Origin of the sequence: Thiomicrorhabdus chilensis DSM 12352 (genome assembly GCF_000483485.1) — a bacterium.
Lineage (GTDB): Bacteria > Pseudomonadota > Gammaproteobacteria > Thiomicrospirales > Thiomicrospiraceae > Thiomicrorhabdus > Thiomicrorhabdus chilensis.
In genome coordinates this window covers 258,820-272,939 of record NZ_KI519609.1, presented here as the reverse complement: position 1 = coordinate 272,939, position 14,120 = coordinate 258,820, and the positions used below count along the sequence as shown (strand labels likewise).

The window sequence follows — 14,120 nt, the reverse complement described above, 5'->3', positions numbered from 1 at the left end:
ACCACCTCGTCTTGAAGTGAGGCGTATTCTATACTCTTTTCATTTCTCCGCAACCCCCTAACCTCACTTTTTTACTCTTTTTTGACACTTTTTTGTGACTTTCAGGCAAACCTATACTTAACCCCAACTTACTCATGTATTTATACACAGAGTTATCCACAAAACGAATTTTTCCATATTAATGAGCTCAACTTTTCACCTAGTTTTAAATGCAAAAAAGCGGGGCCACCTGACGATGACCCCGCTTTAAAGTTCAACTGACTGTAACTTTAAGCCTATAAATTAAACTAACTCAAAGTCACTCTGGCGAATTTGCGTTTACCGACCTGATAGACACATGTAGTACCCGTTGGCATCAAGGTCCGACTGTCTTCTACTTTTTCACCATTGATTTTAACCGCGCCCTGCTTGGTCATTCTATGTCCATCAGAAGTCGAACCAACCAGGCCTGCTTCTTTCAGAAGGTTAGCCAAAGGCATTTCACCTTCAAAGCTAAACTCAGGCATCTCATCCGGTATTGCATTTTTACTGAACTTCGTCTCGAAATCGTTTAATGCAGATTGTGCGGCTTCTTCCGAATGGAATCGAGCAATCAACTCCATTGCCAGCTTCACTTTGACATTTCGCGGATTCTCACCCTCGGCCACCGCCTGCTTATAACTCTCAATGGTTTCGAGCGATTCAAAACTCAGCAACTCATAATAACGCCACATCAAATCATCCGACACCGACATGACTTTACCAAACATATCATTCGGCTCATCTTTAATCCCGATATAGTTATTAAGAGACTTGGACATTTTTTGCACTCCGTCCAAGCCCTCAAGAATCGGCATGGTCAAAGTACACTGCTGCGGCTTACCAAAATGCCCCTGCAGAGTACGCCCCATCAATAGGTTGAATTTCTGATCGGTTCCGCCCAACTCGATATCCGCGTCCAAAGCGACAGAATCATAACCTTGTACCATCGGATACAAAAACTCATGAATGGCGATTGGGGTGTTGGACTGGTAACGATCCGAAAAGTCATTGCGTTCCAACATGCGCGCAACCGTCACCGTACTGGCAAGTTTGATCATATCCTCGGCTGTCATTTTAGACATCCACTCCGAGTTGAACACCACCTTGGTTTTAGCCGGATCCAGGATTTTGAAAACCTGCTCAGTATAAGTCGCGGCATTCACCTCTATCTCCTCTCGGGACAGCGGTGGACGAGTGACACTTTTTCCAGTCGGATCACCGATCATGGCGGTAAAATCACCAATCAAAAACAAAATTTCATGACCCAGGTCTTGAAATTGCTTTAGCTTGTTAATCAAAACCGTATGCCCCAAGTGCAAATCCGCGGCTGTCGGATCAAAACCGGCTTTGACTCGTAACGGCTTACCGGATTCCAACTTTTCTATTAACTCTTTCTCTACCAGAATCTCTTCTGCGCCACGTTTAATAATGGCCAACTGTTCTTTAACTGATTTCATCTTTACTTCTTTATTCAAACTTAAAATTCGTTATCCACACAATACCGTATCGGTATTCAATTCCAGCAGGCCTGTCATCTCGGCAATCGTCTGATAGCCATGCTGTTTCATATACGCCATGATGCCTTTATTGACTTTTTTAACCAGCAAAGGATCCTTGGCTACCGCAGTACCGATGGCCACCATCGAGGCGCCTGCCAGAAAAAATTCAATCGCATCTTCCGCGCTGGTGATTCCGCCCAGACCGATAATAGGAATATTATGCTGTTTGGCAACCTGATACACCTGATGCACCTTTAGCAAAGCCACAGGTTTGATTGCCGGTCCGGAAAGCCCGCCCTGATTATTTCCCAAAGTCGGTTTGCGGGTGTGCGCGTCAATCTGCATGCCCATTAAGGTATTAATTGCCGATAACGCATCCGCACCGGCATCGATGACTCGGCGCGCACCTTCGGCGATATCGGTCTGGTTCGGAGACAACTTAACAATCAATGGCTTCGACGTATTTGCCCGACAGGCCTCCACCACACGAGCAGCCATCTCCGGATCATTGCCAAAGGCCGCACCGCCTTTTTTGACATTGGGACATGAGATATTAATCTCCATCGCCGGCAAATCGGTCTGGTCAAACAGGCGCACCACTTCGGCATACTCCTCAATCGAAGAACCCGATACATTGATAATGAACTGCGACTGACTCAAATCCAGCTTTGGCAAATAACGGTTGATGACCTCGTGTGCCCCCGGATTCTGCAAACCGATGGAATTCAACAAACCGCTGGCCGATTCCATGACCCTTTCCGGCTTGTTGCCAAGTTTCGGTTCCAAGGTCGTACCCTTTAAAAACACCGCCCCCACATCCTGATTGGAAAAGCCGGAAACAGACTGGTATTCTATGCCATAACCTGCATTCCCAGAAGCCATCGCGACCGGAGAGCTGCATTTCATTCCACAAATTTCCACAGACAAATCAACCATAGAACACACCTTATATGCTGCACATTATTTTATACGAACCTGAAATCCCGCAAAACACCGGGGCTTTGATCCGCCTGAGCGCCAACATGGGCGCACACTTGCATTTAATTCACCCGATCGCCTTTGACCTAAGCGAAAAGAAAGTTCGCCGTGCCGGCCTGGATTATGCCGAACTGGCCAATCTACAGGAACATGAAAACCTACAGGCCTGCCTGGATAAAATCCAACCCAACCGGGTGTTCGCACTGACCACCAAAACCACACGTTATTATACCGAGCCGACTTTTGAAAACGGCGATGCTTTCCTGTTTGGCCCGGAAACCCGAGGCTTGCCGGCAGACGTCATTCTCAGCCTGCCGGAAGAGCAGCGTTTGACCATTCCGATGATTCCCGGTGGACGCAGCCTGAATCTCGCCAACGCTGTATCGGTCATGGCGTATGAAGCCTGGCGCCAGCTCAATTTTGACATGGAACTGTAACCCTTTACCCAAAGCCAGATCTCATAAAACAAAAGGCGATCCTTCAGACCGCCCTGCTTCCCACTTCAACCAGGCCTGCCGGTTTTCAAAAACTGAATCACTCCTGTTCGGATTCGGGCCGACCGTCTCTGGCCATCAATTCCTGCACAGCCTCTTGCGGAGAACAGCCATCACCGATAATCCGGTAAACCTGCTCCATAATCGGCAAATCCAACTGGTAGCGGTCAGCAATACGTTTAACCGCCTTGACGGCCTTGACGCCTTCGACGACTTGGCCGATAGAGGCCATGATCTCATCAGCACCGCCGGGATTTTGCGCCAACTGCAAGCCAAAACGACGATTACGGGACAGGTCGTCCGTACAGGTCAACACCAAGTCTCCCAGACCCGCCAACCCCATAAAAGTCTCAGCATGGCCACCCAAAGCCTCGCCCAATCTCATCATCTCCGCCATGCCTCGTGCAATCAAAGCCGCACGCGCATTCGCGCCCAATTTCAAACCGTCGCTCAAACCGGTCGCAATCGCCATAATATTTTTGTAGGCACCGCCAATTTCAACCCCCACCATGTCGCGCTGGGTGTACATTCTGAAATTGGCATGATGAAAGACTCCGGCCCAATACTGCGCCTCAGCTTCATCTTCCGATGCACTGACCATCGCAGTCGGCAGGCCTTTGGCCACCTCATCCGCAAAAGTCGGACCCGACAGCACGGCCATCGGCTGCGCCTCTCCCAATTCTTGCTGAGCAATTTCATGCAACAACATCGCCGATTCGGGCTCAAATCCTTTGGTGGCCCAAGCAAAATGCACAGCCCGTCTCGCCAAAATTTGTCTTACCTGATGCAAGGTCTCCCGAAAGACATGGCTGGGCACCACCAGCAACACCGCTTCCACGTCCGTCAAGACGGTTTCAAATTCACTGGAGATTGTCAGGTTTTCCGGGAACGGAATCCCGCGCAGGTACTTGGCATTTTCTCGCTGCACCCGAAGCTGTTTAGCCTGCTCGGGGCTGTGCGTCCACAAGTTGACCCTATGTCCGCAACGAGCCAGATGCACAGCCAGGGCCGTTCCCCAAGCACCGGCTCCAATCACCGCAATATTGGAAATGGAATCATCCACTCTCATCACTCGATCCAGCCTTATCCGCCCTAAACTAACTTATTGTGCCGTTTCTTGATTGTTTTCTTGTGACTGCGAGCTTTGATTATGCAGATGCTCTTGATACATGGCGTCAAAATTCACCGGCTCCAACAACAACTGCGGGAAACCGCCACGCGCCACCAAATCCGAAACCACTTCACGCGCATAAGGGAACAATGTATTCGGGCACTGAGAGCCCAACAGGTAAGAAAGCTCTTCGTCACCAAAGCCTACCAGCGTAAAAATCCCAGCCTGCTCAACTTCGCACAAAAAAGCGGTGCGCTCTTCAACTTTGGTGGTCGCCGTCACACGCAGCACAACATGGTAAATGCCTTCTTCCAACGACTTGCTTTCCACATTCAAATTCACCTCAAGGGCCGGTTTAAAGTCTGAGGTAAAGATACCCGGTGCGTTTGGCGACTCAAATGAAATATCTTTGGTGTAAATCTTCTGAATGATGAATCTTTGCTCTTGTGTCGTTTCAGACATGCTTATTCCTTAATTTGCTTAACTTCCTAAAAAACTGAGTGGATCACTCAGCATTCAATAATGCATCGACCTCACCACGCTTGTCGGCAGCAGAAAGATCGTCAAAACCGCCAATATGCTGGTCTCCGATAAAAACCTGAGGAACCGTGTTTCGGCCTGTTTTGGCTTCCATATCCGCCCATAACTGACGATCATTACCCACATCGATCGACTCATAGCTGACGCCCTTGGCATCAAACAAACGTTTTGCCATGGTGCAAAACGGACAGCTCTGGGTGCAGTAAATCACAACATTTGCCATATTCGATTCCTTTTCCGATTGATTTTTCCGAGCCGGTTTAGAGGCTATTTTTTTCTGTTTTTTTTTGACTTGACCGAGCCTACCGGCAGGCCTGCCGATTTCCAGGCATTGATGCCGCCCGCCAGATTATATACTTGGGTAAAGCCTTTCTTGACCAACATTGAGGCCGCGCGACTTGAGCGCGCGCCGGTCAAACAGTAGACCAAAACAGGCTGCGACTTGTCGGCTTTCAATGAATCAATTTTGGAAGGCAACTCCGTGACCGATATATTGGTGGCGTTGCCGATTGCGCCCTCTTTAAACTCACCCGCCGTTCTGACATCCAGCATAAAGGCGTCATCATTGTATAAACGAATGGCTTCATCCGTTTGCACACTTTTATAACCGGCAATCCGGTCACCCACATAGGTGTAGATCAACATCAGAATGATGACAATCAAAGCAACAAACAGAAGCATCTGCTCTTGCACAAATTCAATAAACATTCATATTCCCTTGATAGACTCGATCAAAGCTAATGATTTTAACAGCGAAACTCGCTACAATAAATCGAATTTATAACTTTTTATGGTAGATAAACACGATGATCCAAGAACTTAAGCCCAAAAAGCAAATCAAGCATCGTCCAACCGGATTGATCATCCTGGACGGCTGGGGACACCGAGAAGAAGTCGAACACAATGCGATTGCCCAGGCCAACACGCCCAACTGGGATAAACTGGTTGCCAAGCATCCACATACCCTGATCCATACTTCCGGAATGGCCGTCGGCCTACCTGAAGGGCAAATGGGAAATTCCGAAGTCGGCCACCTTAATCTCGGCGCCGGTCGGGTTGTCTACCAAGATCTGACCCGCATTCAAAAAGACATCGACGACGGCCGTTTCTTCGACAACAACGCCTTACTGAACGCCATAGACAAAGCGGTCGAGCGCGGCCATGCCGTACACATCATGGGTCTACTTTCAGACGGCGGCGTTCACTCGCACATCAACCACATCAAAGCGTCTTTGACACTGGCAGTCGAACGCGGCGCAAAGACTCAACTGCACATTTTTACAGATGGTCGCGATACAGCACCCAAAAGCGCACTGGGTTACATTGAAGAGATCGAAAAACACATGAAAGCCATCGGCGGGGGACGCATCGCCTCGGTCACCGGCCGTTTCTTCGCACTTGACCGCGACAACCGCTGGGAACGCATCCAGGAAGCCTACAATACTGTCTGCTGTGGTGAAGCCGAATTTGAAGCCAACTCCGCCAAGGAAGCCGTGGAAATGGCTTACGAACGCGGTGAAACCGATGAATTCGTTCAGCCGACCATCATTTTGACCAAAAAAGGCAAAAAGTCCAAAGTCAAAGATGGCGACTCCATGATTTTCATGAACTACCGTTCAGACCGAGCGCGCCAGTTGACCAGTGCGTTCATTATGGATGATTTCGGTGATTTCCACCGCTGCAAAACCCCGGTTCTGTCAGCGTTTGTGACCCTGACAGAATACAACAAGAACTTTGAAAGTTTTGGAGCGGCCATCGCCTATCGCCCGACCAAGTTGAAAAACACCTTTGGTGAGTACATCTCCAAACTGGGTCTGGCACAGCTGCGCATTGCCGAAACCGAAAAATACGCGCATGTCACCTTCTTCCTTAACGGCGGTGTAGAGGCCCCATACAAAGGTGAAGACCGTATCTTGATTCCGTCACCCAAAGTCCGCACCTACGATCTGCAACCTGAAATGAGTGTCGGTGAATTGACTGAAAAACTCGTAGAAGCGATTGAATCGGACAAATACGACACCTTTATCTGCAACATCGCCAACCCGGACATGGTCGGCCATTCCGGCGACATGGATGCGTGCATCAAAGCAGTCGAAGCCGTAGACGAAGCCCTGGGGAAAATCCTATCCGCTATTGAAAAAGCAGACGCTCAAGTGATTGTCACCGCCGACCACGGTAACATTGAAATGTTGCAAGACCCGGAAACCGGAGAGCCATTGACCTCGCACACCACCTGCCCGGTTCCCTGTGTCTATTTCGGACCTCGCAAGTGCCGCATGCGTGATGGCGGCACCCTGCCTGACGTCATGCCAACCTTGATTGACATCATGGATCTGGAGCAACCTGAAGAGATGACCGGACAAAGCTTATGCCTTAAAGACTAAGCTTCAGCCGCATCCGCCTTGCCTTCCAGGCAAAAAAACAACAGGCCTGCCCATTTTCAAAATCGGCAGGCCTGTTCATTTCAGCCTTCCTTCCGCTTACTCAAAGCCATTCAGATCGCCAGCCAAACAGCAGACAGACTCACATTCAACACTGGATAATTCCCGACAATCCCCTTATGCTATAACCAGTCTTTTTTCAAAAGCAGGGCCGTGCGCTGATGAGCTTTTCCATCAATCAACCGATTTTCTGGTTATACCTGTTCAACCTCATTCTGGTTCTGTCGGCCTTGTTACACATGCTCTATCAAAGACGGTCGCCGCAGAATCTGATGGCTTGGATACTGACGCTGATCCTCCTGCCCTATATCGGTATTCTGATTTACGTCGTATTCGGCTCACGAAAATTCCTCTACAAACAAGGCAAACCCAACATCGACATGCAGTCGGTCTCGCAAGTGAAACCGGAAAACGACTTGGCCATCCAGCTGGATCGTCTGTTGCGCTCCAACCACATCGCCGGCACCACCAACCACAACCGGGTCAGTTTGTGCCCAAATGATTTAGACGCTTTTGAACAGCTGATGCAAGCCATCGACCAAGCACAAAGCCATATACATCTGGAAACCTACATTCTTGAACTGGATCAAACCGGACAAGCCATCCTGGAAGCTTTGATCAACAAAGCCAAACAAGGCGTTCAAGTTCGCCTGCTGCTTGACGCCATGGGTTCGTTTTCGCTCTACCTGCGCCCCGGGCAACTGAAAAAGCTGAAAAAGGCGGGCGGCGACTATGCTTTTTTTCAACCGTTGTGGTCATCCTTTTTCAAAAGCCAGATCAACCTGCGCAACCACCGCAAAATCTACCTGTTCGACCAGACCACACTCCTGACCGGCGGCATGAACCTGTCCAATGACTACTTGGGCAATTTCTCAACCCAACCAGAAAACGGCCGCTGGATTGACCTGATGTTCAAAATCGAAGGCCCTATCACCTTCCACTATCAAAACGTATTCAATGCGGACTGGTTTTACGCCACCCAGGAAAAACTGGCCGCTCCGCATCAACCGGAAACCGATGGACTTGCGCCAGGAGAGATCATGCAAGCAGTTCCGGCCGGGCCGGACATCGCCAGCGATGCCTTGTTTGACACCTTGCTTCACAGCCTCTACTTTGCCCAAGACCATATCCAGATCGTTACACCTTATTTCATCCCCGACAGTTCTATCATGAATGCACTGCTGATTGCCATAAAACGCGGCGTCAAGGTCACACTGCTGACGCCCGAGAGTTCGGACCATCTCATTTTCGACCTGGGTCGCAGCTCTTATATGCGTGAATTGATCGAAGCCGGCGGGGAAATCTACTACTATAAAGACACCATGTTGCACGCCAAACTCATCATCATCGACCGTAAATCGATGCTCATAGGATCGGCCAATTTCGATTACCGCTCACTGTTCATCAATCACGAAATCGTCAACTTCATCTACTCCAAGCCACTGATCAACCAGCTTTCAAACTGGGTTGAAATCCTGCTCGGAAAGAGCGAACCCTATCGTCCCAGCGATCATCGTCTGCGCAAACTGTTTGAAAACCTGACGCGAATCGTCGCGCCCATTCTGTAAAAGACGAGGGCAAAGAGATGTATAAACCCAAATTCACGCCGATTCCACACAGCCTGCATAATTCAAAAAACTCCAATGCCCTGCCGGACTGCTTCACCCTGATTACCTGGAACCTGCAAAAAGTCGACTTTTCTCACTACATACACCGCCCGATTGAAACCCTTTTACCGGTACCAGAAGCCCACATTCTTTCATTTCAGGAGGCCGCCACCCGCCCCTCACAATTCAAATTTTTCGACCTGCCATTTGCCTTGGCTCCCAACATTCAAACCCAACAAAAACAGTTTGGCGTACTCACCGCTTCGGCACACCACCTGAAACCGCATCACCAGTGCCTGACACAATCGCGCGAACTCGGCTGGATGACCCACAAAACCGCTTTGATTACCGAACACCGTTTAGCCAATGGTGACACCCTGACCCACGTCAACATTCACGCCATCAACTTTGTTCCCCACCAACTCTTCAGAAAAGAGCTGCAACTGCTCTGGAAACGCCTGACCCATCTCGAAGGCCCCATGATCATCAGCGGCGATTTCAACACTTGGAATCTAACCCGGCTGAAAACCCTGGATAGCGCAACCAAGCAACTTGGCCTCAAATTGACACTTTTCCCCGACAGCCGCGCCATCAAAACCCTGAACCGCCAGCCTCTGGACCACATTTACTACCGAGGTCTGACCCTACAGAACTCCGAAGTCTTATCCATTCCCGAAATTTCCGATCACAACCCGTTGATCGCCACCTTCTGTTTGGCCAAAAGCTAGTCCAAATCCGCGCCAGTACAGAGAAAAACAATGGTACAATTTGATTCCAAATGCACATATAAAGTATAATCTCGCACCAATTTTTATTTTTTGAATGCGCTGAAAACAAATAAAACCCTTACATAACAACAAGTTAGGTATACCCTTGACTGGCTTTTATGTAGGTTTTTGACGGACAGGACACGGAATTATGAACCCATTACAATCCCCAAACGGCCTCAATCTGACAGGCCTTTACTCTCCCGAGTTTGAAAAGGAGAACTGTGGTTTCGGTTTGATCGCCAATATGGATGACAAACCCAGCCACTGGGTCGTACAAACGGCTATTGAGTCTCTTGCAAACATGACCCACCGTGGTGGGGTTGCAGCCGACTGCTGCACGGGGGACGGTTGTGGGCTGTTGATCAAAAAACCGGAAGCCTTTTTACAAAGCGTCGCGCAACAAGCCGGTTATGAACTGGCCGACATCTATGCTGCGGGAATGGTCTTTTTGAACCAAGATGCCGACAAAGCGGATTTGGCACGTAAAACCCTGGAAGAGAAACTGACCAATAAAGGTTTGAACGTAGCCGGCTGGCGTAAGGTTCCGGTTAAGTCCGAGGTTCTGGGTGCGCAAGCGGCTGGTATGGAACCTGTGATTGAACAGGTGTTCGTCAATGCACCGTCCGGCATGAGTGAAGCCGACTTCAACCGTCTGCTGTTCACCGCCCGTCGTAAAACGGAAATGGTCATTGAACCACAAGACAACACCTTCTACATCGCGTCCTTGAACAGCCAATTACTGTCCTATAAAGGTCTGGTCATGCCTCGCGAGCTGCCGGAGTTTTATCTTGATCTGAATAACGATGCCTTTGCCTCGTCCATCATTTCATACCATCAGCGCTTCTCAACCAATACTATGCCACAATGGCGTCTTGCTCAGCCATTCCGCTTCCTGGCACACAACGGTGAGCTCAACACCATTCGCGGTAACCGCAACTGGGCTCTGGCGCGCCAAAGTAAATTCGCCACTCCGCTATTGCCGGACTTGGCAGAATTGAAGCCGCTGGTCGCTCAAGAAGGCTCAGACTCAAACTCGCTTGATAACATGCTTGAAGTGTTGATGATGGGTGACATGCATGTCTTCCAGGCATTGCGTCTGTTGATCCCACCCGCTTGGCAAAACATGCCACACATGGACCCGGACCTAAAAGCCTTCCTGGAATACAACTCCATGCACATGGAACCGTGGGATGGCCCAGCCGGAATGGTTATCAACACCGGTAAATACGCCATTTGCGGGGTGGACCGTAACGGCTTGCGTCCAACCCGTTATGTGATCACCAAAGACCGTCACATCACTTTCGCTTCAGAGATCGGCGTCTATGACTACGCTCCAGAAGATGTCGTTGAGAAAGGCCGCTTAAAACCTGGACAATTGATTGCCATTGACTTGGAAACCGGCACCCTGTTGAAGCCTGAAGAGATCGACAACCAGCTGAAATCCGCCAAGCCATATTGCGAATGGATGGATCAAGGTTATATGCGCATCGAAGAGAAGATGGAGCAGGATGACCAGACTTTGGGCTGGGATTCTAATATTGCGGATACCTATCAAAAATACTTTCAGGTCACCTTTGAAGAGCGTGATGCGATTATCCGCGTCTTAGCCGAAGACGGCCAGGAACCCACAGTTTCCATGGGGGACGATGCGCCTTTACCGGTATTCTCACACAAGCCTCGCTCGGTATTCGATTATTTCCGTCAGATGTTCGCGCAGGTCACCAACCCGCCGATCGATCCGTTACGTGAAAACATCGTCATGTCTTTGAACACCTGTTTCGGCCGCGAGTTGAACATGTTCGAAGAAGGCCCGGAGCACGCCCACCGCTTGGAAGTGCAATCCCCGGTACTATGTCCGTCGATGATGGATCAATTGATGTCCATGGATGATAAAGACTATCAGAACCAGATTATCTCTTTGCACTACAACCATGAAGAACTCGGACTCAAAGACGCCATTATTGGCGTCTGTGACCAAGCGGTTGAAGCGGCACGCAACGGCATCACCCTTCTGATCCTAAGCGATTTGGGAATCGAAGATGGCAAGGTGAGCATCCCGGCCATCATGGCGACCGGTGCGGTTCACCACCGTTTGATTAGTGAGGGATTGCGTCCGGAAGCCAACATTATCGTGCAAACTGCGACCGCGCGTGACCCGCACCACTTTGCGGTATTGTTCGGCTACGGCGCCACGGCGGTTTTCCCGTATCTGGCATACGAAAGCATCGAAGACATGCGCCGTACCAACGAGCTGGATAAGGCTACGCCGATCAGCAGCTACATCAAAAACTACCGTAAGGGAATCAACAAAGGCTTGTATAAAATCCTTTCTAAAATGGGGATTTCCACCATTACCTCTTACCGTGGTTCACAGTTATTTGAAGCCGTGGGTCTAACCTCTGAAATCGTCGACCTGTGTTTTAAAGGGACACCGTCACGTATTCAGGGAACCAACTTCTCTCACTTAGAGTTGGATCAGCGTCGTTTGGCGTGGGAAGCTTTCAACCCACGTAAACCTCTGCAGCAAGGTGGCCTGTTCAAATACGTTCACGGCGGAGAATACCACGCCTTCAATCCTGAAGTGGTCAACAGCATTCGTGAAGCGGTTCAGAAAAACGACCAGAACGCCTACAATACTTTCCGCGACTTGGTTAACAACCGTCCGGCCATGACCATTCGTGATCTGCTGACTTTCAAAGAGGGCATCAAAGGTGTTGAACTGACCGAAGTTGAACCGGTTGAGGCCATCTACAAACGTTTCGACTCCGCCGGTATTTCACTGGGTGCCCTGTCTCCGGAAGCGCATGAATCTCTTGCCACCGCAATGAACCGTTTAGGCGCGCGCTCCAACTCAGGTGAAGGTGCAGAAGATCCGTCGCGTTACGGAACCGAAAGAATGTCCAAAATCAAGCAGATCGCTTCAGGACGTTTCGGTGTCACCGCACACTACCTGCGTAATGCGGAAGTCTTGCAAATCAAAGTGGCGCAAGGCGCCAAGCCAGGTGAAGGTGGGCAGCTACCAGGGCACAAGGTTGATTTGACCATCGCCAAACTGCGTCATTCGGTACCTGGTGTCACCCTGATTTCACCTCCGCCACATCACGACATCTACTCGATTGAAGATTTGGCGCAGCTGATTTACGACTTGAAACAGATCAACCCGAAAGCCCTAATCTCGGTCAAACTGGTGGCCGAGCCGGGTGTCGGAACCATCGCCGCCGGTGTGGCAAAAGCCTACGCCGACCTGATCACCATCTCCGGTTATGACGGCGGAACCGGCGCGAGTCCGATGACTTCGGTCAAATATGCCGGTAACCCGTTTGAGATGGGTCTGGCGGAAGCGCACCAGGTATTGCGTGCCAATGACTTGCGCGGACAGGTTATCCTACAGGCAGACGGTGGCCTTAAGACCGGTCTGGACGTCATCAAAGCGGCCATTCTGGGTGCGGAATCATTCGGTTTCGGTACCGTGCCAATGGTTGCGTTGGGTTGTAAATACCTTCGTATCTGCCACTTGAACACCTGTGCGGTGGGCGTAGCGACTCAGGATGAACGTCTGCGTAAAGAACACTTCATCGGCATGCCGGAAATGGTCATGAACTATTTCCGTTTTGTAGCGGAAGAGACTCGTGAATGGATGGCCAAGCTTGGCGTACGTTCACTGTCAGAACTGGTCGGACGCGTTGATTTGTTGAAAGTGATCGACAACCCGCTCACTGAAAAGCAGAAAAACATCGACCTTTCCGCTTTCATTTCTGACGGTGGCGTACCGGCTGACAAGCCGCAAACCGTTCAGGTTGATCGCAACAACCCTTGGGATCACGGTGACATTGCCGAAGACATGGTCAAAACTGTTCTGCCGGCAATTGAAGCCAAAGAGAGTGCACACTTCTCGTTCAACCTGGTCAACACCGGGCGTTCGATCGGTGCGCGTGTGGCCGGTGAAATCGCCGAACGTTACGGCAACAATGGCATGAAAGACACGCCAATCACTCTGAACCTGACAGGGATTGCCGGACAGTCATTCGGTGTGTTCAACGTGCATGGTCTGAACCTGCACCTTGACGGCGATGCCAACGACTACGTCGGGAAAGGCATGGCCGGTGGTGAAATCGTCATCCGTCCACCTGCAGGCAGCACCTTCGAAGCCAAAAACACGCCGATTGTCGGTAACACCTGTCTATACGGTGCCACCGGCGGTAAATTGTTTGCCAACGGAACCGGTGGTGAACGATTTGCGGTGCGTAACTCAGGAGCCACCGCTGTGGTGGAAGGCTTGGGCGACCACGGCTGTGAATACATGACCGGCGGTACTGTCGTGAGTTTGGGAGCCGTGGGCGTTAACTTTGGTGCCGGTATGTCCGGTGGTATGGCGTTCATTCTGGATGAGAACAAAACCTTACCTGATCAGCTTAACACTGAAATGGTGGAAGCAATTCGCATCGATACCGAAACCACTGAAGAGTACCGCGTGTACCTGAAAGCCTTGATTACAGAATACGTTGAAAAAACCAACAGCCCTTGGGGACAAGAGGTGTTGAATAACTTCAGTCGTTTCATCGGTGACTTCTGGCTGGTGAAATCTCGTGCAATCAGCATCGATTCGCTGTTTGAACTGTTCGCAACCGAAGCCAACTAAGAGAAACTGGAAGGAATTTA

The 14,120-nt window shown here is 50.1% G+C and carries 11 protein-coding genes; 5 read left to right on the top strand and 6 right to left on the bottom strand.

Going from position 1 to position 14,120, the window contains the following annotated elements; genetic code table 11:
• Positions 1-287: 287 nt before the first annotated feature.
• Together tyrS and B076_RS0101295 are read right to left on the bottom strand one after the other, a co-directional pair.
• Positions 288-1,478, bottom strand: coding sequence for a tyrosine--tRNA ligase (gene tyrS, locus B076_RS0101300; protein ID WP_028485721.1), 1,191 nt, complete (start codon positions 1,476-1,478; stop codon positions 288-290).
• A gap of 30 nt (positions 1,479-1,508) precedes the next feature.
• Positions 1,509-2,456 (bottom strand): dihydroorotate dehydrogenase, encoded by a 948-nt coding sequence (locus B076_RS0101295; RefSeq protein WP_028485720.1) that lies wholly within the window; start codon positions 2,454-2,456, stop codon positions 1,509-1,511.
• Between the two features lie 14 nt (positions 2,457-2,470).
• On the opposite strand from B076_RS0101295, the gene B076_RS0101290 reads away from it, so the two are divergent.
• Positions 2,471-2,935 carry a tRNA (cytidine(34)-2'-O)-methyltransferase gene (locus B076_RS0101290; RefSeq protein WP_028485719.1) on the top strand — a complete coding sequence of 155 codons (465 nt, stop codon included), beginning with the start codon at positions 2,471-2,473 and terminating at the stop codon, positions 2,933-2,935.
• A gap of 97 nt (positions 2,936-3,032) precedes the next feature.
• On the opposite strand, the gene B076_RS0101285 is transcribed toward B076_RS0101290, so the two are convergent.
• From B076_RS0101285 to B076_RS0101270, 4 genes are read right to left on the bottom strand one after another with little or no spacing between them, the layout of a single operon-like run.
• Positions 3,033-4,061: an NAD(P)H-dependent glycerol-3-phosphate dehydrogenase gene (locus tag B076_RS0101285; protein ID WP_038150316.1), complete on the bottom strand. Its 1,029-nt coding sequence runs from the start codon at positions 4,059-4,061 to the stop codon at positions 3,033-3,035.
• A gap of 33 nt (positions 4,062-4,094) precedes the next feature.
• The gene (gene secB / locus B076_RS0101280) at positions 4,095-4,565 is read right to left on the bottom strand and encodes a protein-export chaperone SecB (RefSeq protein WP_028485717.1); all 471 of its coding nucleotides are present in this window, start codon (positions 4,563-4,565) and stop codon (positions 4,095-4,097) included.
• Between the two features lie 43 nt (positions 4,566-4,608).
• On the bottom strand, positions 4,609-4,866 hold the full coding sequence (gene grxC / locus B076_RS0101275) for a glutaredoxin 3 (RefSeq protein WP_028485716.1): 258 nt from the start codon (positions 4,864-4,866) through the stop codon (positions 4,609-4,611).
• A gap of 44 nt (positions 4,867-4,910) precedes the next feature.
• Entirely contained in the window at positions 4,911-5,351 is a 441-nt protein-coding gene (locus tag B076_RS0101270; protein WP_028485715.1) for a rhodanese-like domain-containing protein, read from the bottom strand.
• A 98-nt stretch (positions 5,352-5,449) separates the two neighbouring features.
• Here B076_RS0101270 and gpmI point away from each other — a divergent pair, with 98 nt between their 5' ends.
• The 4 genes from gpmI to gltB all read left to right on the top strand — a co-directional run bounded on the left by gpmI (position 5,450) and on the right by gltB (position 14,100).
• Positions 5,450-7,027, top strand: a complete 1,578-nt coding sequence (gene gpmI, locus B076_RS0101265) for a 2,3-bisphosphoglycerate-independent phosphoglycerate mutase (RefSeq protein ID WP_038150314.1) — start codon at positions 5,450-5,452, stop codon at positions 7,025-7,027.
• A 218-nt stretch (positions 7,028-7,245) separates the two neighbouring features.
• Positions 7,246-8,652, top strand: a complete 1,407-nt coding sequence (gene cls, locus B076_RS0101260) for a cardiolipin synthase (protein WP_028485713.1) — start codon at positions 7,246-7,248, stop codon at positions 8,650-8,652.
• A gap of 17 nt (positions 8,653-8,669) precedes the next feature.
• On the top strand, positions 8,670-9,419 hold the full coding sequence (locus B076_RS0101255) for an endonuclease/exonuclease/phosphatase family protein (RefSeq protein WP_028485712.1): 750 nt from the start codon (positions 8,670-8,672) through the stop codon (positions 9,417-9,419).
• Between the two features lie 190 nt (positions 9,420-9,609).
• The gene (gene gltB, locus B076_RS0101250; RefSeq protein ID WP_028485711.1) at positions 9,610-14,100 is read left to right on the top strand and encodes a glutamate synthase large subunit; all 4,491 of its coding nucleotides are present in this window, start codon (positions 9,610-9,612) and stop codon (positions 14,098-14,100) included.
• Positions 14,101-14,120: the final 20 nt, after the last annotated feature.